General features: G+C 67.5%; 21 protein-coding genes. 15 read left to right on the plus strand and 6 right to left on the minus strand.

Annotated features, from left to right (window positions below; genetic code table 11):
- Window position 1: 1 nt before the first annotated feature.
- From IEY99_RS32645 to IEY99_RS32655, 3 genes are all read right to left on the minus strand, one after another.
- Window positions 2-1,207 carry a cytochrome P450 gene (locus tag IEY99_RS32645; protein ID WP_229799475.1) on the minus strand — a complete coding sequence of 402 codons (1,206 nt, stop codon included), beginning with the start codon at window positions 1,205-1,207 and terminating at the stop codon, window positions 2-4.
- Between the two features lie 710 nt (window positions 1,208-1,917).
- Complete coding sequence (locus tag IEY99_RS32650; RefSeq protein WP_189207979.1) at window positions 1,918-2,568, minus strand: HAD family hydrolase; 651 nt, start codon at window positions 2,566-2,568, stop codon at window positions 1,918-1,920.
- Between the two features lie 146 nt (window positions 2,569-2,714).
- Window positions 2,715-3,644 carry a hypothetical protein gene (locus tag IEY99_RS32655; protein ID WP_189207980.1) on the minus strand — a complete coding sequence of 310 codons (930 nt, stop codon included), beginning with the start codon at window positions 3,642-3,644 and terminating at the stop codon, window positions 2,715-2,717.
- A 615-nt stretch (window positions 3,645-4,259) separates the two neighbouring features.
- Between IEY99_RS32655 and IEY99_RS32660 the strand changes: the two genes are divergently transcribed.
- The 6 genes from IEY99_RS32660 to IEY99_RS32685 all read left to right on the plus strand — a co-directional run bounded on the left by IEY99_RS32660 (window position 4,260) and on the right by IEY99_RS32685 (window position 13,766).
- On the plus strand, window positions 4,260-5,249 hold the full coding sequence (locus IEY99_RS32660; RefSeq protein WP_189207981.1) for a LacI family DNA-binding transcriptional regulator: 990 nt from the start codon (window positions 4,260-4,262) through the stop codon (window positions 5,247-5,249).
- A gap of 204 nt (window positions 5,250-5,453) precedes the next feature.
- Entirely contained in the window at window positions 5,454-6,815 is a 1,362-nt protein-coding gene (locus IEY99_RS32665) for an ABC transporter substrate-binding protein (RefSeq protein ID WP_189207982.1), read from the plus strand.
- Between the two features lie 59 nt (window positions 6,816-6,874).
- Entirely contained in the window at window positions 6,875-7,819 is a 945-nt protein-coding gene (locus tag IEY99_RS32670) for a carbohydrate ABC transporter permease (RefSeq protein ID WP_189207983.1), read from the plus strand.
- Window positions 7,816-8,697, plus strand: coding sequence for a carbohydrate ABC transporter permease (locus IEY99_RS32675; protein ID WP_189207984.1), 882 nt, complete (start codon window positions 7,816-7,818; stop codon window positions 8,695-8,697). The genes IEY99_RS32670 and IEY99_RS32675 overlap by 4 nt, the downstream gene beginning before the upstream one ends.
- A gap of 36 nt (window positions 8,698-8,733) precedes the next feature.
- Window positions 8,734-10,278: a glycoside hydrolase family 13 protein gene (locus IEY99_RS32680; protein WP_229799476.1), complete on the plus strand. Its 1,545-nt coding sequence runs from the start codon at window positions 8,734-8,736 to the stop codon at window positions 10,276-10,278.
- Window positions 10,279-10,499: 221 nt separating this feature from the next.
- A complete protein-coding gene (locus tag IEY99_RS32685) occupies window positions 10,500-13,766 on the plus strand; it encodes a discoidin domain-containing protein (RefSeq protein WP_229799477.1) in 3,267 nt (1,088 codons plus the stop codon).
- Between the two features lie 1,204 nt (window positions 13,767-14,970).
- Here the strand turns inward: IEY99_RS32685 and IEY99_RS32690 are convergent.
- Window positions 14,971-16,149: a hypothetical protein gene (locus IEY99_RS32690; RefSeq protein ID WP_189207986.1), complete on the minus strand. Its 1,179-nt coding sequence runs from the start codon at window positions 16,147-16,149 to the stop codon at window positions 14,971-14,973.
- Between the two features lie 1,195 nt (window positions 16,150-17,344).
- Here IEY99_RS32690 and IEY99_RS32695 point away from each other — a divergent pair.
- Both IEY99_RS32695 and IEY99_RS32700 read left to right on the plus strand, forming a co-directional pair.
- Complete coding sequence (locus IEY99_RS32695; RefSeq protein WP_189207987.1) at window positions 17,345-17,671, plus strand: hypothetical protein; 327 nt, start codon at window positions 17,345-17,347, stop codon at window positions 17,669-17,671.
- Between the two features lie 340 nt (window positions 17,672-18,011).
- Window positions 18,012-18,413, plus strand: coding sequence for an Rv0361 family membrane protein (locus IEY99_RS32700; protein ID WP_189207988.1), 402 nt, complete (start codon window positions 18,012-18,014; stop codon window positions 18,411-18,413).
- Between the two features lie 114 nt (window positions 18,414-18,527).
- On the opposite strand, the gene IEY99_RS32705 is transcribed toward IEY99_RS32700, so the two are convergent.
- Together IEY99_RS32705 and IEY99_RS32710 are read right to left on the minus strand one after the other, a co-directional pair.
- A complete protein-coding gene (locus tag IEY99_RS32705; protein ID WP_229799478.1) occupies window positions 18,528-19,004 on the minus strand; it encodes an NUDIX domain-containing protein in 477 nt (158 codons plus the stop codon).
- Between the two features lie 17 nt (window positions 19,005-19,021).
- A complete protein-coding gene (locus IEY99_RS32710) occupies window positions 19,022-20,245 on the minus strand; it encodes a helix-turn-helix domain-containing protein (protein WP_189207989.1) in 1,224 nt (407 codons plus the stop codon).
- A 135-nt stretch (window positions 20,246-20,380) separates the two neighbouring features.
- On the opposite strand from IEY99_RS32710, the gene IEY99_RS32715 reads away from it, so the two are divergent.
- From IEY99_RS32715 to IEY99_RS32745, 7 genes are all read left to right on the plus strand, one after another.
- Complete coding sequence (locus tag IEY99_RS32715; RefSeq protein WP_189207990.1) at window positions 20,381-20,701, plus strand: hypothetical protein; 321 nt, start codon at window positions 20,381-20,383, stop codon at window positions 20,699-20,701.
- A 293-nt stretch (window positions 20,702-20,994) separates the two neighbouring features.
- Window positions 20,995-21,897 carry an NUDIX domain-containing protein gene (locus IEY99_RS32720; protein ID WP_373293483.1) on the plus strand — a complete coding sequence of 301 codons (903 nt, stop codon included), beginning with the start codon at window positions 20,995-20,997 and terminating at the stop codon, window positions 21,895-21,897.
- A gap of 88 nt (window positions 21,898-21,985) precedes the next feature.
- Entirely contained in the window at window positions 21,986-22,921 is a 936-nt protein-coding gene (locus IEY99_RS32725) for a hypothetical protein (protein ID WP_189207991.1), read from the plus strand.
- A 13-nt stretch (window positions 22,922-22,934) separates the two neighbouring features.
- Window positions 22,935-23,261 carry a hypothetical protein gene (locus tag IEY99_RS32730; RefSeq protein ID WP_189207992.1) on the plus strand — a complete coding sequence of 109 codons (327 nt, stop codon included), beginning with the start codon at window positions 22,935-22,937 and terminating at the stop codon, window positions 23,259-23,261.
- A 3-nt stretch (window positions 23,262-23,264) separates the two neighbouring features.
- On the plus strand, window positions 23,265-23,642 hold the full coding sequence (locus IEY99_RS32735; protein WP_189207993.1) for a hypothetical protein: 378 nt from the start codon (window positions 23,265-23,267) through the stop codon (window positions 23,640-23,642).
- 94 nt (window positions 23,643-23,736) lie between these two features.
- The gene (locus IEY99_RS32740) at window positions 23,737-24,606 is read left to right on the plus strand and encodes an FtsK/SpoIIIE domain-containing protein (RefSeq protein WP_229799479.1); all 870 of its coding nucleotides are present in this window, start codon (window positions 23,737-23,739) and stop codon (window positions 24,604-24,606) included.
- Window positions 24,603-25,013 (plus strand): hypothetical protein, encoded by a 411-nt coding sequence (locus IEY99_RS32745; protein WP_189207994.1) that lies wholly within the window; start codon window positions 24,603-24,605, stop codon window positions 25,011-25,013. Before IEY99_RS32740 ends, IEY99_RS32745 begins: the two co-directional genes overlap by 4 nt.
- The last annotated feature ends 11 nt before the right edge of the window (window positions 25,014-25,024 follow it).

Below are 25,024 nucleotides of genomic sequence, written 5' to 3' on the forward strand. Positions count from 1 at the left end.
CTCAACACCCCCTGAACCGGAGCGGCAGGCTCTCGGGCCCATGGATGGCGGTAGGCGGACGCCAGGTCACGGGGCCGGCTATCGACGGCGGCGCCAGTTGGCTGCTGAGCGCGATCAGTGACTCGGCCATCTCGACGCGGGCGGTCGGTGCGCCGATGCAGTAGTGCGGTCCACCGCCGAAGGTCAGGTGCGGCACCTGCCGGTGGATCGTGATGTCGAAACGGTCGCCGTCGTCGAGGGCGCGCGGGTCCCGGCTGGTGGCGTGCGTGCCGAGCAGCAGGAGGGTGCCCGCTGGGACGTGGACACCGTGCAGGTCGAGGTCCTCGACCGGGAACCGGAAGATCGTCGGTACCGCCGGCGCCCACCGCATGACCTCCTCCACGGCCTGTGGCGCGAGTTCCGGGCGCTTCGCGAGCAGCCGCCACTGGTCGGGGTGCTCGCTGAACGTCGCCAGCGCCTGACCGAGCTGGTTACGGGTCGTGTCGTGCGCGGCGAACACGAGGGTCAGGGCGAGGTTGCGCAGTTCTTCGGTGCTCAGCCGGTCCCCGCTCTCCTCGGCGGCGATGAGCGCCGACAGGAGGTCGTCCCGCGGCTCGGCGCGGCGCTGCTCGATCAGCGAGTCGACGTACACACGCAGCCCCACGACGGCCTCCTCCACCCGCGTACGCAGCTGCGGCAGGGTGAAGCTGTAGACCAGTCCGACATCGGTCGACCAGCGGCGGAACAACTCGTAATCGCTCGGTGGGACGCCGAGCAGCGCGCACATCACCCGCACCGGCATCGGGTCGGCGAAGTCCGCCATGAACTCGCACTCGCCCCGCTCGGCGATCGTCGCGGTCAGACTCGTCGCGGTGTCATGCATGAACGGCCGCAGACCCTCGATCATCCGTGGCGAGAACGCCTTGCTGACCAGTCGCCGCAGGCGTAGATGGTCGGCGCCGCGCTGGTGCAGGATCATCGGCACGAACCAGTCGTACAGCGGTCCGTCGGAAATGCCCATCAGCTCCAGGTACCGCTCGCCGCTCTGCGCCAGCCGCGGGTCGCGGAGCAGTTGGTGCATCTCGGCGTGGCGCAGCACGATGAGTCCCATCGGCGTCATCGCACACCAGTTCGCCTCGCGTGCGGCGGCGACCGCCGGAGAGTCGAACCGAAAGTCCGGCGCGGTGATGTCGAGGAACGGAAGGTCCACGGCGGGGATCGTCATCATCGTCACTCCTGATCCAATGATCTAGGTACATGAATCGATGCCGGGGGTCACGGTAGCCGCACGGCCCCCCTGCGCGACACCCTTTGTAATAAATGTCCCGATGTGCCACCGTGGTCATGTCGCGTGGCGCGTCAGCCTCGGCAGAACCGACACGTGCGCGTGAAGCGGCAGGGGTCAACGGCCCAGGACAGACCACCTGGCCGACATCGGCCATCCCACGTACCGCTGGACCATTGGCTCCGCCGGCACGTTCCGTACCGGATCTCCCCCGGCTGGCAGCGGGAAGGCAATGTCCTCAGCAACGCACTCAACTCGGCAGAAGCGGATAACTCGTCGCGGCTGCGACGGTGAGCTTCCGGGGCTACCACCAGTAAGCCGAGATTGCCGTCCCGAGAGCGAAAACGGCCGACGGGCACGGCTGAGCCGGCGCACCTGCATGAGCACAGTCCGGGCGGAGCGGGAGCCGGCGACGAGGTTGCTGTCTGTCGTGCCAGGTGCCGCCGTTGATGAGACAGTGCTGGGTGCGTTCTCTTACGAGGTGGCTACATGCTGGTCAAGGCGGCCGCGTTGGCGCGGCAGGCGGTGCTGCAGGCCGGGTTTCCGGCAGAGGGACTGCGGCCGTTGCGGGTGGACAGCAATGCGGTGTTTCTCCTGCCGCGGCTGCGAGTGGTGGTGCGGGTACGGGTGACCAGCTCAGCGGGAACGGCAGTTCAGGCACGCGGATCTCCATGCCGACCGTTATAGCGGCCCGGCGCTGCCCACCAGGGGCGGCAGGTCGGCCGGATCGTCCACCGTGTACTCACAGACCGCGTCATCGGGGTCGACCCGGTACCGCGCCGCGCCCGGGACCAGCGCGTTCGTGACGAGCACTTCTCAGGGTGGACGGCGAGGCGCCGCGCCACCGGCGCATGGAGCCGCGGATCGGGCTTGCGGCATCGCTCCTGCCAGGAGAAGACGAGCGGGACGAACGCGGTGGGGCTCCAGCACTCCGCCAGCTCGGCACCGCAGTCGCTCAGCAGGCCGATCCGGAACCCCCGCCGCCGGAGTTCCGCCAGGACGCCGAGCGCCTGGTGCCGCGGCTTGCGGAGGCGGGCATGACCGCTCCGGTGATGCGCGAGCGCGACGGGGAGCTGGGCGGATGACGGGTTCGCTCCGCAGGAAAGCGCCACCGCCCTCAGCGTGCTCTCCGTCCCGCCGTGGACCTCGATGGTGCGCTCGCCGAAGCTCCAGGCCAGCGCCTCCCAGAACCGTGGCCGGCAGACGCCGAGCAGCTCGCCGGTGCGGTGCGCGAGGGGCTCGCGATACTCCTCAGCGCCGGGGTCGGTCAGCGTGCCGAAGTAGCCGAAGATCACCGCGCGCATGGCCCACACACGGACGCGCCGGAGACCCCCCGTGGTGCGAGGGCCTCCGGCGAGGCGGTTCCGTGCGGTGGATCAGGATCCGCGAAGGATCAGGTTGCCGTTGTCCGCGGCGCCGCTCTGCGAGCCGCTTGTTTCGCTGGCGGGTTTTACGACGCCGCATTCCCCGCGGCTTTATCCGCTGGCGTTTCGTTCAGACCCAAACCACGCAGGATGTTATCGCGGTTCGCGTTTGCGCGCAGCGCGGTCAAGGAATTCAAGCGGCCCAGCAAAGTCGTGGAAGATGCGGGGCATTTCAAGTCTTGAATCGCCGACAAGGTTTTTTCGAAACGTTGGATGCGGCTTTCAAGGTCCGTTCCACTCGGAAGGTTCGCATTCTTGAGCGCTACCTGCGCGTTCACTTGAGCTTGAGTGGGCGGGCAGCGACCGGGAACTTTCACCCCGGTAGGGCCCACGCGGTCGGCCGTCGCGTTCGGATTGCCCGGGCTGAAACCCAGCACCGGCACCAAAGCGTTGATGTCACCGGAGCTGGCTCCGGCGTTCCCCGTCGCTCCACTCGCGGCCGCGTCACCGGATCCTGTGGCGGCGGCTTTATCCGCTGGCGTCTCGTTCAAACCCAAACCACGCAGGATGTTATCGCGGTTCGCGTTTGCGCGCAGCGCGGTCAAGGAATTCAAGCGGCCCAGCAAAGTCGTGGAAGATGCGGGACATTTCAAGTCTTGAATCGCCGACAAGGTTTTTTCGAAACGTTGGATGCGGCTTTCAAGGTCCGTTCCACTCGGAAGGTTCGCATTCTTGAGCGCTACCTGCGCGTTCACTTGAGCTTGAGTGGGCGGGCAGCGACCGGGAACTTTCACCCCGGTAGGGCCCACGCGGTCGGCCGTCGCGTTCGGATTGCCCGGGCTGAAACCCAGCGCCGGCACCAAAGCGTTGATGTCACCGGAGCTGGCTCCGGCGTTGCCCTGTTCGGCGGCCTGGCTCATCCCCGTGCCGACCGCGAGCGCCGAGCCGAGCAGCGCTGCGGCGGCACCTCCAATCACCAGCTTGCGCGTCCGGCTGCTGACTCCGCGTCGATACATGCACGGCTCCTCGTCGTCTTGGTACTGCTTGTGCCGAGATATACGAGCAACGATGTGCAGCAGTTCATGACGCTGAGCAAGCGTTCCTTAAAGTTTCTTTAACGCGACTCCCGGGGCGTGCAGCCGACAGCATCGTCGCGCCCACGTCCGCGCGGCCCAGCTACGCCGCAGCGCCGAACCCCTACAACAGGGCGGCGATCTGCACGACCCCTGGGACGGCCTGTTTTTGGCGATGGCTCACTTGGCGTAGGCCAGCGCAAGGCAATCGTGCTGATCGCTGTTCTGGCGGCTTGCATGTTCTGCTGGTTCTGCTGGACCGCTCGATTTACGGGGGTGGTATCGGCGCTCTCATGGCCGCGGCAACGGCCGTGGGGATGCTGATCGTCAGCGAAACGGCCTAGAGGTGCGGGTGCTTCGTTCAAGGTCATCCCCTTCCAACGACCTCTTCGCCGTCTGGTCCATCCTGGACGTGCTCGCGCGGCGTCCTCGATCGACATGACGGCCATCTGACGGCGTACCGGGCCGGAGTTGCCCGACCGTGACGAACGCAAGTTCTGCGTAGTGCCGACAACGCCACGTTCGCTTCTTGCAAAGGCTTGCCGTACTCTTGCTGCTGTGACGAAGCGTCTCACCGAGGTGGCGAAGAAGGCGGGGGTCAGCGAGGCTACGGTCAGCCGGGTGCTCAACGGCCGTCAGGGGGTGAGCGAATCCACCCGCGCGGCGGTGCTGACCGCCCTCGACGTGCTGGGCTACGAGCGACCGACGAAGCTGCGTGGCGAGCGGGGCCGCCTGGTCGGCCTGGTGCTGCCCGAGTTGCAGAACCCGATCTTCCCGGCGCTGGCCGAGGTGGTCTCCGCGAGCCTGGCCCAGCGCGGCTTCACCCCGGCGCTGTGTGCCCGCACGATCGGCGGCGTGCCGGAGCGCGACTATGTGGAGATGCTGCTGGACCACCAGGTGAGCGGCGTGGTCTTCGCGGGCGGGGCGTACGCGCAGGCGGATGCCGAGCACGACCACTACCGGCAGTTGGCGAACCGCAGGCTGCCGGTGGTGTTGGTGAACGGCGGCGTCGACGAGCTGGGCTTCCCGCACGTGTCCACGGACGACGCGGTGGCGGTGGAGCAGGCGTACAGACACCTGCGCGCGCTGGGCCACGAGCGGATCGGCATCGTGCTGGGCCCGCAGGGCCACGTGCCGTCGGAGCGCAAGCTGGCGGCTCTTGTCGCCGCAGACGGATCGCCGGAGGTGCAGCGCACGCCGTTCTCGATGGAGGGAGCCCGGGTGGCCGCTGCCCGGCTGATCCGGGCGGGCATGACGGGCCTGATCTGCGCGAGTGACGTCATGGCGCTGGGGTCGATCCGGGCGGTGCGGCGGCTGGGGCTGTCCGTGCCGGGCGACGTGTCGGTGGTCGGCTTCGACGACTCGGCGCTGATGACGTGCACGGATCCGCCCCTGACCACGGTGCGGCAGCCGATCGAGGCGATGGGGCAGGCCGCGGTGGACCTGCTGGTACGTCAGATCGAGGGCGCCGAGGTGCTGGGCGACGAACTGCTGTTCGAGCCGGAGCTGGTGGTGCGGGGGTCGACGGGGCCGGCGCTGAAGCGCTGACCAGCATCGATGTGAGGGCGGGCCGGTGGCCCGCCCTTCTTCGTGCCCGTGATCATGGTCATCTTGTTTTTTCGGGATTCGATCGATTTCTTGCGCTGGTTCGGTCGTCTTGTATCGTCATCGCCACGCACCATAAGCGAGATGCAGGTCACAGTCTCGGTCCGCTTCACCGCGTGCACACCCCTTCGAGAAAGGGCGTTCCCCATGAGTAGAAGCCGCCTGCGCGGCGCCATCGGTCTCCTTCTCGCCGCCGGCCTCACCCTTTCGGCCGCCGCGTGCGGCAGCGACGACGACGCCCCGCCGGCCACCGGAAACGAGAAGGTGACCCTGGTCGTCAACGGCCTGCCGCCGGCCACCGAGAAGGTCAACCACGAGCGCTTCCTCGCCAACGTGGCGGCGTTCGAGGCGGCCAACCCGAACATCGACATCGACCCCCGTGAGGGGAAGATGGACCCGCAGACGTTCCAGGCCAAACTGTCTGGCGGGCAGCTCGAGGACCTCTTCTACGTCTATTTCACCGACCCGGCCGGGCTCATCGCCAAGCGGCAGGTCGCCGACATCTCGAAGTACCTCCCGGAGTTCCCGGTCACCAGCCAGGTCAAGCCCGAGGTGCTCCGGGTCTTCCAGGACGGCAAGGGCGGTACGTACGGCCTGCCGTACAAGAACTACTCGCTCGGCCTGCTCTACAACCGAGACCTGTTCCGCATGGCCGGCCTCGACCCGGACAGCCCGCCGAAGACGTGGGCCGAGGTCCGCACGGCGGCGAAGAAGATCGCGGTGCTCGGCAAGGACTACGTCGGATACGGCGACTATTCCAAGAACAACACCGGCGGCTGGCACTTCACCGCCGAGCTGTACTCGCTGGGCGGCGACGTCGCGGTCAACGCGAACGGCACCTGGAAGGCCGCCTTCGACAACGACCTCGGCCGGCAGGTCCTGCAGAACCTCAAGGACATGCGCTGGACCGACGACAGCATGGGCAGCCGTCAGCTGCTGGAGTGGAAAGACCTGCTCGACCTGATGGGCTCGGGCAAGCTCGGCATGTACGTGGCGACCGCCGACAACATCCCGACGATCGTCAACGAGTACAACGGCGACTACACGTCGTACGGCCTAGGGCCGATCCCGGACGGTAAGGCGACGCTCGGCGGCGGCGAGGGCTACATGTTCAACGCCAAGGCCGGCCCGGCGAAGATCCGCGCGGGCCTGAAGTGGCTGACGTTCTGGTTCGCCTCGCCGGAGAAGATCGCCGAGGAGAACAGCTGGGCCGCGGAGAGCAAGCAGCCCGTCGGCCTGCCCGAGCCCGCCATCTGGACCGGTGACGCCGCGGCGAAGCAGGCCGCCGCCGACCAGCGGTACGCGAACGTGCCGCAGGAGAACTACGTCCCGTTCCGCGCCGCGATGAGCAGCATCCCGGTGAAGCTGGAGCCACCGAGTGCGCAGGCCGTCTACGCGGTGCTCGACGTGCCGATGCAGAAGGTCCTCACCGACCGCAACGCCGACCCGGCCGCGCTGCTCGCCGACGCGGAGAAGCAGGTCAACAGCATCCTCGCCGGGATTCGCTGACGCTCGACCGGGCGAGGGCCGCTCGCGAGGGCCGCCCACCGGACAGCCAAGGAGACGCGATGGCGTTGCTGACCGCGGAAAAGCCGACCACGCCGGGCCGGGCCCGGCGCCCCGCTCGCCTGCGCACCCCGACCCGGCTGGTCCGCCGGATCCAGGACAACCTGCTGGCGTACGCGTTCCTCGCCGGCGGCCTGTTCTGTTTCGCGCTGTTCTCGTGGTACCCGCTGGTGCGCGGCGTGATCCTCAGCTTCCAGCAGGTCAACTTCGTGACCGACCCGTACTGGGTCGGCGCGGAGAACTACGAGGTCCTCCTCGACGACCCGCTGTTCTGGACGGCCTGGAAGAACACGGTCGTCTTCACCGGCCTGGCGTTGGTGCTCGGGTACGCCGCCCCGCTCGTCCTGGCGATCCTGCTCAACGAGCTGCGGCACCTGCGGGCGTTCTTCCGCATCACCGTCTACCTACCGGTGATGCTGCCGCCGATCGTGGTGGTGCTGCTCTGGCAGTACTTCTACGATCCCGGCAACGGCCTGTTCAACGCGGTGCTGCGCGGCGTCGGGCTGCCGGAGTCGCAGTGGACACAGGGCGGCGGCAGCGCGATGATCTCGCTGGTCCTCGTGTCCACATGGGCCAACCTCGGCGGCGCCACGCTGATGTACCTGGCCGCGCTCCAGGGCGTCCCGGGCGAGCTGTACGAGACGGCGGAGCTCGACGGCGCGACGATCTGGCAGCGGCTGCGGCACGTCACGCTGCCGCAACTGCGGTTCATCATGCTGGTCCTGCTGCTGCTCCAGATCATCGCGACCATGCAGGTCTTCATCGAGCCGTACCAGCTCACCGGCACAAGCAACCCGGACACGATCACGGTGATGGTGCTGGTCTACCGGTACGCGTTCACCGTCAACCAGGACTTCGGCCTCGCCGCCGCCATGAGCGTACTGCTCTTCGTCGTCCTCGGCGTGTTCTCCGCCCTCTACCTGCGGCTCACCCGGGAGGCGAAGTGACGATCCGCACCCTCGTCTCACAGACGCAGCTGCGCCGGGGCCGCAACCGGCTCCTCTACTGGACGGTGCTCGCGGTCGTGACCGCCCTGTTCCTCGTGGCGTTCGTGTCGCCCCTCTACTGGATGGTCGCGGGCGCGCTGAAGACGCCGGCGGAGCTGGCGCAGGCGACCCCGACGGTCGTGCCGCAGGACCCGCAGCCGCAGAACTTCGCGACCGCGTGGGAGCAGATGCGCATCGCCAAGTTCCTCGCCAACACCGTCTGGTACGCGGTCGGTGGCTGGCTGATCCAACTGGTGATCGACGTGGCGGCCGCGTACGCGCTGAGCAAGCTGCGCCCCGCGTTCGGCAGGCTGGTGCTGGGCATGATGCTGGCCAGCCTCATGCTGCCCGCGTCGGCGCTGCTCGTGCCCGCATACCTGACCGTCACCGACGTGCCGCTGTTCGGCTGGAACCTGCTCAACACCCCGTGGGCGCTGTGGCTGCCGGCCGCCGCGAACGCCTTCAACATCTTCGTCCTGAAGCGGTTCTTCGACCAGATCCCGGACGACCTGCTGGACTCGGCCGCCATCGACGGCGCCGGGAAGCTGCGGATCCTCTGGTCGATCGTGCTGCCCCTGTCGCGGCCCGTGCTCGGCGTCGTCTCCATCTTCGCGGTCATCGCGATGTGGAAGGACTTCCTGTGGCCCCTGCTGGTGCTGCAGGACCCGGAGAAGCAGCCGCTGTCGGTCGCGCTCAGCCGGCTGGCCGGCACGAGCCAGGTGCCGCAAACCGAGTTCCTCGCCGGCCTGGTCATCGCGTCGGTACCGATGATCGTCATCTTCCTGATCCTGCAGCGCAGCATCATCAGCGGCCTCTCGGCCGGAGCCATGAAGGGCTGACGCACGCACGCCCTCGATCGGAAAGCAGGGTGCAACGTGACGCACGCGTGGTGGCGCGACGCGGTGATCTACCAGGTCTACCCGCGCAGCTTTGCCGACGGCAACGGCGACGGGGTGGGCGACATCGCCGGCATCCGGGCCCGCCTCGACCACCTGTCCGGCCTGGGCATCAACGCCATCTGGGTGAGCCCGTGGTACCCGTCGCCGATGGCCGACGCCGGCTACGACATCTCCGACCACCGCGACGTCGACCCGGTCTTCGGCACCCTCGCCGACGCGCAGGCGCTGATCGCGGAGGCGCACGCCGTAGGCATCCGGGTCATCGTCGACGTGGTGCCGAACCACGTCTCCAGCGCCCACCCGTGGTTCGTCAAGGCGCTCGCCGATCCGGCCGCACCGGAGCGCGAGCTGTTCTGGTTCAGGCAGGGCGCCGAGATGCCCACCGGCTGGCGGGGCGAGTTCGGCGGCGCCACCTGGACGCAGGTGCCCGACGGCGCCTGGTACCTGCACCTGTTCACGCCCGAGCAGCCCGACCTGAACTGGGCCCATCCGCGGGTGCAGGCCGAGTTCGAGGACATCCTGCGGTTCTGGTTCGACCGGGGCGCCGACGGCATCCGCATCGACTCCGCCGCCCTGCTGCACAAGGACCCGGCGCTGCCCGAAATCGACCCGGCGCAGCCGCACCCGTTCCACGACCTCGACGCCGTGCACGACGTGTACCGCTCCTGGCGCCGCGTCGCCGACGAGTATGGGCACCGTGCCCTGATCGGCGAGGTTTGGCTGCCCGAGCCGGAGCGCTTCGCCGCATACCTGCGTCCCGACGAGCTGCACGCCGCGTTCAACTTCGACTTCCTCGGCTGCGCCTGGGCCGCGGACGCCATGCGGGCCTGCATCGACCGCGCGCTCGCCGCCCACACCGGCGTCGGCGCGAGCGCCACTTGGGTCATCTCCAACCACGACGTCACCCGGCCGGTCACCCGCTACGGCCGCGCGGACACCGCGTTCAGCTTCGCCACCAAGCGCGAGGGCACCCCGACCGACCTGGAGCTGGGCACCCGGCGGGCCCGAGCCGCCGCACTGCTCACCCTCTCGCTGCCCGGCGCCGCCTACGTGTACCAGGGCGAGGAGCTCGGCCTGCCCGAGGTGGAGAACCTGCCCGTCGAGGCGCGGCAGGACCCGATGTGGCGCCGCTGCGGCCACGGCCGCGACGGCTGCCGCGTCCCGCTGCCGTGGACGGGGGACCGGCCGCCGTTCGGCTTCGGCGGCGAGCCGTGGCTGCCGCAGCCCGAGGGCTGGAAGGATCTGACGGTCGCCGCTCAGACCGGCGACCCGCATTCGATGCTGGAGCTGTACCGCCGCACGATCACGGCCCGCAAGGTTCTGCGCGGGCCCCTGCGCTGGCTGCCCACGGCGCCCGGCACCCTCGCGTACGCCCGCAGCGACGTCGCCGTCGTGGTCAACATGTCCGACGCACCCGTCCCGCTGCCGGAGCACGACACCCGAATCCTCGCCAGCGGCCCGCTGGACGACGGCGTCCTGCCCCCAGACACCGCCGTCTGGCTCCGGCTGCGGGCGGGCTGACGAAAGGAATGTCGTGCTCGGACGCGCGGCATCCTCGGCGTCACCACGGTCGCCGCCACGACTCAGCGCCAGCTCCGCTTGACCGTCATCGGTAACACCGGCTGGCCGGCCGGTCAGCGCGGTCAGCTTGAAACGTACGCCTCCTGACCGGCGGGAGGGTGCGCCCACCCACGCCCTCCCGGCCCCGCCCAGACCCGTCTCCGTGGAAGGTGCGTGTCACCGTGCTCAGATTCCGCTCCCGATGGTTCGCCGCGGTCGCCGCGACGGCTACCGCCCTGGCCCTCGTACCGGCGCCCGCCGCCGGGGTGGGCCCCGATCTCGCGGCCGGCAGACCCGCCACCGCGTCCAGCCACACCGACGTGTACGCCGCCGGCAACGCCACTGACGGCAACCAGGACACCTACTGGGAGAGCGCCAACCACGCCTTCCCGCAGTGGATCCAGGTCGACCTCGGCTCGTCCGTCGACGTGAACGAGGTGATCCTCGGACTTCCGGCCGCGTGGGGCGCCCGCACCCAGACCCTGTCGGTCAGCGGGTCCGCGAACGGCTCGCAGTTCACCACCCTCTCCGCCGCCGCCGGACGGCAGTTCGCGCCCACCGCCACGATCATGTTCCCGGCGGCCACCATCCGCTACGTCCGGGTCACGATCACCGGCAACACCGGCTGGTCCGCCGGCCAGGTGAGCGAGTTCGAGGTGTACGACACCGGCGGCGGCGACCCGGACCCTGACCCGGCCGGCGAAAACCTCGCCCTGGACAAGCCGATCGACGCGTCCGGCGTGACCCATATGTTCGTCGCGGCGAACGCCAACGACGGAAGCGTCGACACGTACTGGGAGGGCCCCGCCCCCAGCACGCTCACCGTGCAGCTCGGCGCGAACGCCGTGCTCACCGGCGTGCGGATCCGCCTGAACCCGGACCCCGCGTGGGGGCCGCGGATGCAGACGTTCTCGATCTCCGGGCGGGCGCAGGGCGCCACCGCCTGGACGACGATCAGGGGGTCGGCGTCGTACTCGTTCAGCCCGTCCTCGGGCAACCTGGTGACCGTGCCGGTCAGCGGGACCGCGGCGGACGTCCAGCTGCGCTTCACCGGCAACACCGGCGCGCCCGGCGGCCAGGTCGCCGAGCTGGAGGTGCTCGGCGCGCCGGCACCCGGCCCCGACCTGACCGTCACCTCCGTCAACGCGTCACCGGCCTCCCCGGCCGAGACCGACGCCATCACGCTGTCGGCAACCGTGCGTAACGCGGGCACCCAGCCTGCGCCCGCGTCGAGCGTGAACTTCTACCTCGGCGCCACCCGGGTCGGCGCCGCCGCCGTCGGCGCGCTCACGGCGGGGGCCTCGGCCACCATCTCCGTCCCGGCGGGCGCCCGCGCGCCCGGGTCGTATCAGTTGACCGCCCGCGTCGACGAGGCGAACGCGGTCGTCGAGCAGAACGAGACCAACAACGCCCTCACCGCGTCCGTCCCGTTCGTCGTGCGGCCCACGGACACCAGTGACCTCGTGCCGTCGGTGTCGTGGTCACCCGGCTCGCCGTCGGCCGGGCAGAACGCCGCCTTCACCGTGACCGTCCGCAACCATGGCACGGTCACGTCGTCCGGTGCTCCGCACGCCGTCACCGTCACTATCCTCACCAGCGCGGGCGGCGTCGTCCGCACGCTCACCGGTTCGGTAGGCGCGGTCGCCGCAGGCGACTCCGCACAGGAGTCCGTCGGCACATGGAGCGTCGTCAACGGCCGGTACACCGTGCGGGTGGCCGTCGCGACGGCCGCCAACGAGCTGGAGTCGCGGCGCGGCGACAACACCGCCGACGTCCCGTTCTTCGCGGGCCGCGGCGCCAACATGCCGTACGACACGTACGAGGCGGAGGACGGCGCCACCGGCGGCGGCGCCGTCGTCGTCGGCCCGAACCGCACCGTCGGCGACATCGCCGGCGAGGCGTCCGGCCGTCGCGCCGTCACCCTCACCACCACCGGCGCGTACGTGCAGTGGACCACCCGGGCGGCCACCAACACCCTGGTGGCCCGCTTCTCCATCCCCGACGGAACGACCTCATCGCTGTCGATCTACGTCAACGGCGCCTTCCAGAGGTCGATTCCGGTGACGGCGAAGTTCGCATGGTTGTACGGGCCGGAGGCGTCGCCGGACAACTCGCCCGGCTCCGGCCCGCCCCGACACATTTACGACGAGGCGAACATCATGCTCACCTCGTCCGTGTCGGCCGGCAGCACCATCCGTCTGCAGAAGGACGCCGGCAACGCGGGTACCTTCGCGATCGACTTCGTGTCGCTCGAACAGGTGTCGCCGATCGCCAACCCCGACCCGACGCGGTACGTCGAGCCGGCCGGCTTCACCCACCAGGCCGTGCAGACGGCGCTGGACACCGCCCGGCAGGACGCCTCGAAGCTGGGCGTCTACCTGCCCTCCGGCACCTACGAGACCGCCCAGAAGTTCCAGGTCTACGGCCGGTCGCTGCGCATCGTCGGCGCGGGACCCTGGTACACCCGCTTCCAGGCCCCGCAGACGCAGGAGAACACCGACGTCGGTTTCCGCGCCGACGCCACTGCCAACGGCACCCTGTTCTCCGGCTTCGCGTACTTCGGCAACTACACCACCCGCATCGACGGCCCCGGCAAGGTCTTCGACCTGCAGAACGTCGCGAACATGACCATCGACGACGTGTGGGCCGAGCACCAGGTCTGCCTGTACTGGGGTACCAACACCGACAACATGGTCATCCGCAACTCACGGGCGCGCAACCTGTTCGCCGACGCCATCAACATGACGAACGGCAGCACCGGCAACCTCGTGTCCAACGTGGAGTCGCGCGCCTCGGGCGACGACTCGTTCGCGCTGTTCTCCGCCATCGACGCGAACGGGGGCGACGTCCGCGACAACGTGTACGAGAGCCTCACGTCGATCCTGACGTGGCGGGCGGCCGGCGTCGCCGCGTACGGCGGCCTGAACAACGTCTTCCGCAACATCTACATCGCCGACACGCTCGTGTACTCCGGCATCACGATCAGCTCACTCGACTTCGGCTACCCGATGAACGGCTTCGGCGCCGACCCGCCGACCCGGTTCGACAACATCACCCTCGTCCGCGCCGGCGGCCATTTCTGGGGCAACCAGACATTCCCCGCTATCTGGCTGTTCAGCGCCTCCAAGGTGTTCCAGGGCATCCGCGTGAGCAACGTGGACATCGTCGACCCGACGTACAGCGGCATCATGTTCCAGACCAACTACGCCGGCGGCCAGCCGCAGAACCCCGTCACCGACACGACCTTCGCCAACGTGTCGATCTCCGGGGCACGCCGGAGCGGCGACGCCTGGGACGCCAGATCCGGCTTCGGCATCTGGGCCAATGAGATGCCGGAACCGGGCCAGGGCCCGGCCGTGGGCCGCGCGGTCTTCACCAACCTGACTCTGTACGACAACGCGGTCGACATCCGCAACACCACGTCGACCTTCACGATCGTCCGCAGCTGATCGTCCCGGCCGGCCGGGGCTTAGCCCCGGCCGACCCCGCCGCCCCGTGCCCGGGCTGCCAAGCCCTGCACACAAGGATGGCCGATGTTCTTCCTCTCGGGAAAGACCAGGGCTTGTGCGGCGCAACAGGCCCGAGAAAGTCGAAGAACCTCCGCTCCGGAAGGGCGCATCCGGCGGATCGCAATGCAGCGCATCAAGAATCCGTTGCTACTCGTGATGCCCTCGCCCAGGCCCAGCGACGAGGGAGCCGAGGGCGGACCACAAGCTGCCTTCTGCGGGCATCCATCGGCGCTTGGGCGCGGTCGGCAAGCGAGATCCGGCGTCGGAGGTGCGGCGGCAGCCACGGACCCTCGACGAAGTGGATCGCGGCTGGCCACGCGAGCGCGCGATCACCGACCCGATGGCTCAGAAGCCAACCGTTGAACAGGGATGACGAACGTGACCGTCGATTGCGTACTGGGGGTTTTCGGGGGGAGGTTCAAAACCCCATAGAGAACATCAAAGCCCTGACCGGCATTTCTGCTGGTCAGGGCTTTCACAAAGTCGGGCTGACAGGATTTGAACCTGCGACCCCTTGACCCCCAGGCACTTTTGGATCTTGATTGAGCTGCCGCATCTGCTGCCTGAGTTGCGCTTCTAGTCCACCGTCGTCAGCGGCCGTCCGCCATGATCACCGACGATTGTCACCCAGTTAGTCACTCAGCTCAGGCTCGGAGACGTGTCTTGCCGAGCCTGGATGCGTACCGCCTCAATGACGTCCTGCAACGTCTTGAGCTGTTCTTCGAGTTGCTGACCCACACTGAGTCTCACCTGTAGCTCCTCCGGCTCCGACTCGGGCAACGAGGCGAAGAGCTCATAGCAGCGCGTGCCGAAACGCCGGGGTAGCGGCTAACTCTGACAGGGCGTCAAGCCGGCCTTGTTCCGTCTCATCCGCGAAGGCGTGATTGAACGGCCGACGGTCGTCGATGGACCGCCTTAGTTCATCCCTGGTTCGGGCCAGCCACGACAAGATTTCAAGGTACGCCTCACGTCGCCTCCCCTGCTCGGCAAGATCCGCCTCACGCTTGGCCTTACGACTGTCGAGCTGGAACGTGGTAAACAGCGTCATTACGGCGCCCAGGAGAGCACCCGCTAGAGCGATCGTTGGTGTTACCCACCACGGTCCTTGGCTCGCGGCGGCCGCTGCAAAAGGCATATGGACACGCTACCGGCCCGAAGGGGAGCACTCGCTTGTAAGTCCTGGGCGACTCGTCCGGCGTCGTACGTCCGTGGCCGTCAGGAAAATCTCCTGGTCCTGGCGCGCAGTCCAGGTTCCGAGCGTTGTGGTGGGACCCCACACGTCAGCCGTACGCGTGCCGACGACGGGAAGGTTCCGCCCTTTGACGATCGGCGTACGGAACCCGATGCACTCCATCGGCTGCATGCCGAACCGATCTGAGTCGAACTCGGTCTTCACCCTCGTGTCGGGCCGGTAACCCTCCAGGTAGGCGGCAACTTTGATCGCTTCGGCCACCGGGCCGGACACCTGGAACGCTGCGTACCCAAGCCTGTCGTTCTGCGTGCGCGGGTCGCGCGTGCCGTCGGCAGATAGGAACCCGCGGACGAACGCCTCGCGCTGCGATACCGACAGACTCAACACGAAGTTCAGGGCGTCGTCTTTGCTTGCCTTTGACCGCGATGCAAGGTCGCACCAGAACTCACTGGTTAGCTTCCATCGGTAGATCCGGTGCGTCTGAGGTCCCTCCGGCTCGCGGACGTATTCGCCACACGGGAAGTGGGCGGCCATGAAGCCTCGCAGGTAGTGCACCTGCTCAGGCTTCGACTGGACGATGGTCGGGCCGCTCGGCTCCATGTACCCGTCGCCGAAGATCCAGCCGATAAGCTCAGCCTCGTCGTCGGTGATGGGCAACTGGTCGCCGAGGTCGGCAGGCTTCGAGAGGTAGATCCGGGTCGACTGCTTGAAGTCGCGGGTGGCGACCAGCTGCTCCTCGAACCGCTCGCGACGGGGCGTGAGAACGCCGTGGACGTCGGCCCGATGCTTCGTCATGCCGCGACCGGTGGCAAACTCGCGCCCGCACTCGGTGCACGCGGTCTCGGTCTGCACAGTGACCTGCTGGTCAACGAGCCACTTGTGTCCCGGCGTTACCTCAGCGGTGAACCAAGAGTTCTGGAGTTTCCAGACCTCCGCGTCCCCGTAGTGTTGGAGGCCGACGATCGGGGTCCACTCGTTCTTGCCAGTGGCTGGGTTGTAGCCGATCGTCTCGTCCTCACCGACGACGACCACGTCGTAGGTCAGCCAGCCGCGCCGGGCAAGGATGCGTGTGTCCGTCGTACAACCGCGACGGGCATTGTTGATGCGCAGCACCGGCGGCTTCTCAGTCATGGAGCGCGCACGTGTCTCGACTCGGCCGGGTGAGCAGGAGCCGGTTGCCACATAGGCGGCCGGCTGCCGGGCAGCGTCGACCGTCGTAACCGCATGGCTGCGAGGTGACCGAGCGGACGCCCTCGATCACGTTGTTGCCAAGGCCGGCGGCGACGAGTAAGGCCCGCGGGTTGGTCATGATCGCTCCTCGTGCCGATCGGATGACATCAGGACAGTGTGACCCAGGGGTCTGACAAAAATGGGGAGTTGGTCTTCCGCCCGATGATGGGACTAACACCTCCTTGCCCTCCTGCGCCAACGGTGGGGTGACGAGCCCGGCTGGACCCTTCGGCCCAACCGGGAGTACGGCTTCTACCGTTCTATCGGCAGAAGCAGGTGCCCTATTGGGGATGTCCGGGAATTGTTCGACTCCACGTTTGTTTCGCCACTCGGCCAAGCTTCATCAATTAAACGCTTGAAGAAGCCGTCGACTTGAAGCGGAAGGATCGCGAAGTTCCGCCCGGTTGCCGTGTAGCGGCTGCGCCCACACCGGCTCCTATCGTCCAGAGTTGCGTCAAGCTCAGATTGACACCTGCACCTCGTGCTTTGCCGAGTCGGTGATGGGTGCAGCGGCGTGCGCCTACGTGCGGGCAGGCCACCGGCCTGCCGCTTGACTCCTGACCGCTCAGGGCCGCAGAGGCTCCGCCGTCCAGGGCGGCCGGTTTGTGGCCGTCGCTTGCGACGCGAAGCGCCCTTGACGGTGGAGGGGCGGCCCGGACACCATGCGCGCCGCCGCACCCGGAGCTCGACGGCCGCGACTCGCCCTGCGGCCCGGCGCGGGCAGCTGTCCGCGCCGCCCAGGCCGAGCCGGTCGGCGACCGGCCAATGATCCATATCCAACCCTAAGTCTCTGACGGTTTTCAGCAGGCCCGACTCTCCGCTGCTCTCCACGAGTGTCGACGAGGAGCGGTTAGCGTGCCGCCGCCCGCACCCCTCGCGGGCGGCGGTGCGCTGCCCTCGGCGACGGAGTGAGCGGCCCGGTTCGGGCCGCCTTGAAGACGTACAGAAAGTTTGAACGGGGATTCTGGGGAGGTGTCCTCCACCAGCTGAAGCGCGACGGCTGTCCGTCGCGTGATGCGCAAAGGTGGAACGGACCTTGTCGGGGGCACAAGCGTGCACCGTGCTATTTGCCGAAGGGGATTGGCATACTCGCAGGGTGTCGCATGAGTTGTTCCGCCAGGTCGAGTTTCCGTTCTCCGATGGCCGCTTCCCCTACGACCTGGGGGCGGTCGTCCAGCGGACCGTGTTCACGGGTGAGGAGCCGGCCCGTGAGGTCGTCCATACTCAGGACAACGACTGGCTCGTCGGCGACGGGGTGAACGATCCGAACCTTCCAGGGGCGGTCGTGGTCGCCGGCATGAGCCACATCGCGGACGCTGATGCGTCGGTCGCTGAGCTGGCCACGCTACCCCTCGGCCACATCGCCGAGCGCGCCGATCCCAGCCTGCCCTGGGTCGTCAGCCGCCACGAATGGCTTGAGTGAGACAACTTTCTGCCAAGATCAGGGATCCGCTCATCGACATGTCAGCCTGCCTAGACCCCCGCGGCCACGGTCTTTGACGACGACCCTCAGGCCGCCGCGCGCGCTCGCCGGCGGAAGAGGATGCGGCTTTGGTGAATGTACCGTCGTCAGGGCCTGGGTGCCGGTGGAATTGCGGCTCCGGTCTGGGTCAGGTTTGGGCCTTCGGTGTCGATCGGTCGTCCAAGCGTGAGCACACCGCGGAACAGGCCACCTGCGGCACACTGGGTAGCTAGGCTTGATCATCGTGGCGATGCCGATGCATCAACCCGTACCGTCTCCGCAGCGACGTACGCTACGGACGGTGTTGATCGCGGTCGGCGTTCTGCTGGTGCTGTGCTGCGCGGGTGGGGTGACCGGAGGGTACTTCTTCTACCGTGGAATACAGCAGGCAACCGGACCCGCCCGTGAGGCCACCGACGAGTTCGTCGCTGATCTGGAAGCACGCAACGCTGATGCCGCTTATGGTCGGCTCTGCGCGAGCACGCGGAGCAAGTTCACGCGCAACGCATTTATTCAAGGACTCAGTGGGCAGCCCAAGATAAATAGCCACGAGATCGTGGGCGTAAACGTATCGAACGTCAACGGCCGAGTATCCGCAACTGTTACTGCGAAGCTAACCCTGGAGACTGGCTTCGTCGACCAGCATACGTTCACGCTTGTCAAGGAGGACGGGCGATGGAGGATGTGCGGGCAGCCGTTCTAACGGAAACGCTGCGCGTCTGCGCGACGCACTCTCGTCGGCAGATCAGGCCGGCGAGCCCGACGAACTCGGAGGCGTATACCGCGCTGTGAACTAGGCATCGGCTGCGAACTTGGTCTACTGAGGGCCTTCTCCTTCATGGAGGTAGACAGTCCGGGCATCCCTACGTGCCTGCAACGCCTGCCTGATGCGTCGGGCGAGCCGGGGGATGGTTACCTCATCGAGCCTGGCCTCATCGACGAAGCTCCACTGCCCGATTTCTCCGTCGTCGAACTTGATCGCTGCGAGCTGTTCAGCGGTGAGGCGGCCACCGTCGAAGACGAAGAGCAGCTTGTCGCCCTCGCCAGGATTTGGTGCCCAGTCGACGGCGAGGAGGAGGTCGATGTCGACCTGTATGCCGAGTTCTTCGCGGATCTCTCGCCTGCACGCGTGAAGAGGCGCCTCACCCGCCTCGACGTAACCCCCAGGGATCTCCCAGTAGCTCTTGTAGGTCGGGCGAAGCATCAGCACGCGGTTCTGGTCATCAACAAAAAGCGCGCCCGCTGCCACCCTAGGTGTGGCGAACGGACGCGCGTCCTCTGCAGAGTCGATCACAAGTGAACTCTACGGATTTAGGGCAGCACACGCACTCGCTGGGCAAGGGCGGCTAGCTGGAAGCTAGGCCGGCCCCTGCCGCGGCGCATCCAGGTCTGAACGAGCTGCCGAGACAGTGCGAAGTGTCTGACCTGCTCTGGAGCTTTCTGCTCCGCTGCCAAGACCGTGGCAAGAGCGTCTTCGACGCGGTTCCTCGCGCTTAGCGCCCTCGCCACCTCCAGGGCGTGTCGAACCTGTCGTTCAATGGGAAGAGCGCTGGTGTCAACGCGTGAACCCAGATCGATGGCGAGCTCCACGTCGCCAAGGTCCATCGCAGCGGTGACTCTATGGATGCTGACGTTGGTGGGACCGAACGCTGTCCAGAGGTGGTTGCTGTCGCGCCCGAGCCGGCGGGCGGTCTCATTCGCTTCGTTGAGGAAGGTTTGCACCGAGCTTCGGTCTTCCGCTCGTGCCGCTGCGATCGATCCTGCGAGCAGAAGGGTTCCATAGACGGATAGGTACTCGGGACTGGCATCGGCGAGGCCCGGCTGCAGGTAGCCAGCCGCGTCAGTCGTGAGCTGGGTGGCCTCGACATAGCGGCCGGTGGACAGCAGGGTGTGCGTCAGCGAGCGGAAAAGCGAGCCGATGACGACTGTGTCGTCGCTTCGTTGGGCTGCCGCGAATCCTCGCTCGGCCGCGATCCACGCCAGGTCCGACTCACCTAGCTTGGTCAGCAGGACTGCAGCAGCCTGGTATGTCAGGCCGAGCAGTGCGAAGGCTTGCGCTTCCTGCTCATCGTCTTGGCGCTGGGTGGCCACCTGAGCTTGGGCCAGCACCTTAGGTAGGTGCGCTACGACGTACCCGTACCGGGATTCCTGGTAGGCGGCCCAGATGTCGCTGACGCTCGCCCGAATGATGTTGACACTGGGAGCCTCGGCCGTCGATGCCTGCATGAAGGGACACAACTGCCGGTAGTTCAGCAGCGCGTCTCGAAGTGCGGCAACCGTACGGGTACCGCTGTCGGAGTTCCACTCCAGCAGCGTGGGCTCTCCGACGAGATCGCCGATGGCTACGTCGAGTGCTTCGGCGACGCTGCGGATGACTGATAGCCGGTCAAGGTCAATGCGGTTGTTTTCGATCTTGCTCAGCCAGTCCACCGTGCGCCCGACTATTCCTGCGAGCACTTCTTGTGACATGCCTCGGCGGCGTCGGTACCACGCGATCCGCTCACCAACGGTGAGTTCTTGCCCGATGCCTCGCATGGTCAGATCATCTCCAGCCGCGTCGGCGTACCCCCGGAAAAGTATTCCAGGTTCATTCGTGATCTTGGACGTAGCTTTGTGCCATCGAGCTAGTCGTCCGCAGGGGACGTGCTCATTACCAGGGAGGTAACCCTCGTGAAGATCTACGTGGACACGACCGGTATCACGTTCACGGTGGCGAAGAAGTCTCAGCCGAAGGTGGACGAGAAGGGGATCCAGCGGTCCGAGAAGGGAACGGGCCGTCCGATGTGGTCTACCCAGGTCGTCGCGCTCGACGAGACGGGCGGCGAGGTCATCAACGTCACGACGGTCGGTGAGATTCCGTCGGTGGAGGTTGGTCAGTTCGTCGCGCTCGAGCAGTTGGAGGCCAAGGCATGGGCGACCAATGGTCGTAACGGCACCGCGTTCCGCGCCGCGTCGCTGACGCCCCTCACGAGTGCCCCGGCACGTACGTAGCACTACCCCGCAAGCACCGGAACATCCCTGCCACAGTGTCCGTGGCAAACCTTGGACCGTTCGCGGTCACACCTTCCCACCTGCACTACCCGGCAAGCCCCCTCGGGAGTCCCGCTGTAACCCAGTTCTCCCGATCACCCGGCCAGTGATGGCCGGTAGTACTTCTGATGTGTGGCGCGGGATCGGCTTACCGGTCCCGGCCCCTTCTTCCTTTCAGGCTCTTCGAGTCTTCTCGCCGCCTATGCGCGGCGCCATTCCAGTAATTCCCGCTCATCTCCTATTGGAGGAGTCCCATGTCCATGTCCATGTCCATGTCCCGGACCTACACCCACCCTGACGTCTTCACTGTCGGCATCCGTGACGGATGGGCCGACCCCGAAACCGATCCGACCCGTATCGACTGGGCCTCTCGCCAGGCTGCTGCTGCGATCCCGTTCGCCGTCATTGACGGCCGACCGGTCAACCCGTGCGAGACCACTGGCGTCCGCTACGGACGCAACGAACTCGGCCACTGGGGCGAAGCCCTCGCGGCCGACGCCCTCGTCACCGCCACCGACCGCCGCACCGGTGTGCGGTGGATTCTCCTGATCGAACGCACCGATGGTCACGGCTGGGCCTTGCCCGGCGGATTCGTCGACCCGGGTGAAACCCCGGCCGATGCTGCAGTACGCGAACTGGCCGAAGAAACCGGCCTAACCATTCCGGCCGCCTGCTGGCAGGCCAGCCCGGCACGCTACGTGCCCGATCCCCGCGCCAGCGACGAAGCATGGATGGTCACCGTCCTGACCCGCACTGACCTCGGCGAGCACGACTCGCCGGCAGACTTCCCCACCCCTACCGGCTGCGATGACGCCGCCCGCGCTGCGTGGATCGCGGCCCCCAGCTACGAGGCCCTGACCTCGAACCTCGCCGCCCTGTACGGCGGCGACATCTTCCCCGCGCACCGCGCCATGTTGGCCGACGCCCTCAACGCTCCCGAAACGGAGAACACCATGACCACCACCGAGACGTCGTACGTCTATCTGTGCGCGTTCGCGCACTACACCGGCGGCACCCTCGCCATGACCACCGAGATCCACACCCTGGATCACCCGATCACCACCGACGACATCACCCAGCTCAATACCGAGCTGCAGGAGCGCGGCTTCGCCCGCGCCATGCTGACCAGCTTCTCGCTGTTCGCCAACCAGAGCTAGGTAGATGCGCGGGGTCGGCTCACGGCTACCAACCTGCCGACCCCGCGCCTACCCAACCCATCCCACCCATCATCTGGGAGGACGTGTCATGTCCAAATCTAGCCGACGTTTCGGTCTCGGACGTTCCTCCGGCACCGTCACCGTCATCGAGCAGAAGGTGCACCGTTCCTCGGCACGCAACGCCCGGTTCGCCTTCGTCATCAGCGTCATCGTGGTCGGCCTGCTCGCCTTGACGGTTGCCTCCGACTACATGCACCCCATCCTGGCCGGCCTGCTGGCCGCCCCGATCGCGACCTTCGTCGGCGCCCTGGTCTGGGTGCTGGTCAGGGTCTGGCCGGTGCTGCGCATCCTCTGGTGGTGGTCGTTCGAGATCACCGCAAGTCTCGGCCTCGTCTACGGATGGGTCACTTTGGCGAATGCCACCCCGGCCGCCGTCACCCTCGCCATCCTCGCGCCCCTGGTGGGCGTTCCCGCTGCTGTCCCGGCGCTGCGGTGCCGCGTCGTCGCTATCTCGTGGTGCGTGATCGTGCGGCACCGACTGCGGGTCTGCTTCTCGCAGTTCATCATCGCCAACCGCACGGGCAGCCTCCCGCTGATCCTCTGGGCCCGGCCCACCCCGGTCGGGGAACGCGTCTGGGTCTACCTACGCCCCGGCCTGTCACTCTCGCGGCTGCAGAGCCGCCTGGACGAGATCGCCGTGACCTGCCACGCCACCTCCGCCGTGGTCGAACTGGCCGGCTCCAGTAAGCGGGCCGCGTTTCTGCGTTTCGACATCAAGCGCCGTGAGGTGCTGACCGCCGACGTCAACTCGACCTTGCCGACCCTGGTGCCCGCGGGCGGTGTTCCCACCCCGGCGGCGCCTGGCGCCATACCGACGGCATTGGACCTGCCCGACGTCCCGGCCGAACCCACCCCCACCGCACCGGCCGTCCTGAAGGCAGCCAGCTCGGCCAACGGCAAACGGCCGACCACCACCAAAGCGGCCCCGGCCGCCGAAAACTCCGACTTCGATCCCTGGGACTGAAAGGGGCTTGGTCATGTCCCGATGCGCTGAGGAACCCACCGACCACATCACCGCCATGATCCAGCGCCTGCACGCCGAATGGACCACCTTCCACGCCGACTCCGGCGATCCCGATCCCGTGCTGAGTCTCCTCACCGAACTCGCCGCACAGCGAGACCTCACCGACCGGTGCATCCGCGCCGTCCTCGCGTACGCACGAATCCGGCCGCCGCGCCCCTACCCACTGACCGTGCTCGCCGACACCGTCGGTATGTCGTTCTCCGGCGTCCGGACCGCTTTCCGCCAAGACGACATCACCGCCGTCCGCAACGCACTACTCACCCCGCCCGGAGAGGCATGAGCCATGGCCCTTGATCTATCCGGCTACGACCTGCACGAACACCGGCACTGCCTGACCGCCCGGGACCTCACCCGGCACGCCGACCTGTTCCAGATCACCTACCTGAGCAGCGACAACCGCGCCCTGGCCGCGCACCTGCTCGACTCCGCCACCGACCTCATGCACGCCGCCCAGCACCTGATGCGGCTGTTCCTATTCGACGGCTACGACCCGACCCGCGACACCCAGCCGGGTCTGACCGAGACCGAACGTCTCGGCGTGCTCACCCTGGCCTCGACCTGCGCCCACAACGCGGCCCTGTTCCTGCAAGAAGCACAACGCCGCCGCGTGCACCGCACCGGCTCGGGCTGGGACCCCATCACCGACCCACTCGCTGACTGACAACGGAACCGACGCGAAAGACGCACCCGGGCCTCCACAACCCGCGTCTCCCGCGCCGGTCTCCGCAGCGTATCGCCTACCGGAGGCCCAATCCATGACCATCAACGCAGTGCATCCTCCCGAAAGCCGGCTGCCGGCCATGCCCCGGTTGTCGATGTTCGACCCGATGTTTATCGGCATCGACGAGTTTGGCGAGCACGTGATGCTCGACGTCGTCTACCGCAACCTGCTCGTCGCCGGAGAGCCCGGCGGCGGCAAATCCGGCTTGGTCAACCTCGCCGCCGCCACGGCGGCCCTGGCCGCCAACACCCGCCTGGTCCTGTTCGACGCGAAGTGGGTCGAGCTCGGCCCCTACATCAACGTCGCCGACGAGTTCATCGGCGATGAGATCGAAAAGGGTTTGAGCGTCCTGCGGCGGCTGCTGACCGTCGCGCGTAACCGCTACCAATGGATCTTGGCGCAGCGGCGCCGCAAGATTCGCCGCGAGGACTTGCTTTCAATCATCGTCACGATCATCGACGAGCTGGCCATGTTTACCACCGTGCTGGGAACCAAGGCCCAGCAGGAGGAATTCGAGACCCTGCTGCGCGGGCTCGTCTCCCTCGGCCGTGCCTGCGGCATGCCGGTCATCGCCGCCACCCAGCGCACCTCATGGGACATCATCCCCGCCAGCCTGCGGGACCTGTTCGGCTACCGGTGCGCGTTTCACTGCACCACCGTCGGCAGCTCCGACGTGATCCTCGGCAACGGCCTGGCCGAGATGGGTTTCGACGCTTCGAAGATCAATCCCGACAACCCGGGAGAAGCGCTGCTCCGCGCCGGAAAGCGCGTCCCGTACCTGATCAAAGCCGCGTACCTGTCCGACATCGACATCTACGCGATTGCCGACTACGCCGCCTGGCTGCGGCACCCGTCCCGCACTACCGCCTCGTCCACTGCCCACCGATGGGAGATGGCCGCATGACCACCCACACCCTCGTCCGGGACCACACCGTCACCGGCACCGCCACCCAGCTCGCCAACGTGGTCGCCAACCACCGCACCGCCGGCACCCTCGTCGCACTGACGGCGCCGCGCCCGGTCACCGGCGACCGCTTCCAGATCATCATCCGGCTCCGCGAACCCGCTCCGGCTCGACCCACCGTCCGGGCCACCTCGACGTCTAAGCGTGCCCGCTTCGCGGTCATCGTCACGGCGCTCACCGGCACCATCGCCGGCCTTCTCGCCACCGCCGCATATCTGCTCGGCCAGCTCGTCGAGTTCGTCACCGCGCACGCGGGGCCGGTCCTCGCCGTCCTGGCCATCGTCGCCGTTCTCGGCGCGCTCGGCGCCCGGCGCACGTCTGGCCGCAGGCACTGCCCCGGTTGCTGAAACCGGCACCA

The sequence above is a fragment of the Couchioplanes azureus genome (assembly GCF_014648355.1).
Taxonomy (GTDB): domain Bacteria; phylum Actinomycetota; class Actinomycetes; order Mycobacteriales; family Micromonosporaceae; genus Actinoplanes; species Actinoplanes azureus.

Excerpts from the sequence above, each read along its gene's own strand:
- IEY99_RS32665 (WP_189207982.1), top strand. The coding sequence starts at position 5,454 with ATGAGTAGAAGCCGCCTGCGCGGCGCCATCGGTCTCCTTCTCGCCGCC.
- IEY99_RS32690 (WP_189207986.1), bottom strand. The coding sequence starts at position 16,149 with ATGACTGAGAAGCCGCCGGTGCTGCGCATCAACAATGCCCGTCGCGGT.
- IEY99_RS32730 (WP_189207992.1), top strand. The coding sequence starts at position 22,935 with ATGTCCCGATGCGCTGAGGAACCCACCGACCACATCACCGCCATGATC.
- IEY99_RS32735 (WP_189207993.1), top strand. The coding sequence starts at position 23,265 with ATGGCCCTTGATCTATCCGGCTACGACCTGCACGAACACCGGCACTGC.
- IEY99_RS32650 (WP_189207979.1), bottom strand. The coding sequence starts at position 2,568 with ATGCGCGCGGTGATCTTCGGCTACTTCGGCACGCTGACCGACCCCGGC.
- IEY99_RS32725 (WP_189207991.1), top strand. The coding sequence starts at position 21,986 with ATGTCCAAATCTAGCCGACGTTTCGGTCTCGGACGTTCCTCCGGCACC.
- IEY99_RS32710 (WP_189207989.1), bottom strand. The coding sequence starts at position 20,245 with ATGCGAGGCATCGGGCAAGAACTCACCGTTGGTGAGCGGATCGCGTGG.
- IEY99_RS32670 (WP_189207983.1), top strand. The coding sequence starts at position 6,875 with ATGGCGTTGCTGACCGCGGAAAAGCCGACCACGCCGGGCCGGGCCCGG.
- IEY99_RS32720 (WP_373293483.1), top strand. The coding sequence starts at position 20,995 with ATGTCCATGTCCATGTCCATGTCCCGGACCTACACCCACCCTGACGTC.
- IEY99_RS32745 (WP_189207994.1), top strand. The coding sequence starts at position 24,603 with ATGACCACCCACACCCTCGTCCGGGACCACACCGTCACCGGCACCGCC.
- IEY99_RS32645 (WP_229799475.1), bottom strand. The coding sequence starts at position 1,207 with ATGATGACGATCCCCGCCGTGGACCTTCCGTTCCTCGACATCACCGCG.
- IEY99_RS32655 (WP_189207980.1), bottom strand. The coding sequence starts at position 3,644 with ATGTATCGACGCGGAGTCAGCAGCCGGACGCGCAAGCTGGTGATTGGA.
- IEY99_RS32740 (WP_229799479.1), top strand. The coding sequence starts at position 23,737 with ATGACCATCAACGCAGTGCATCCTCCCGAAAGCCGGCTGCCGGCCATG.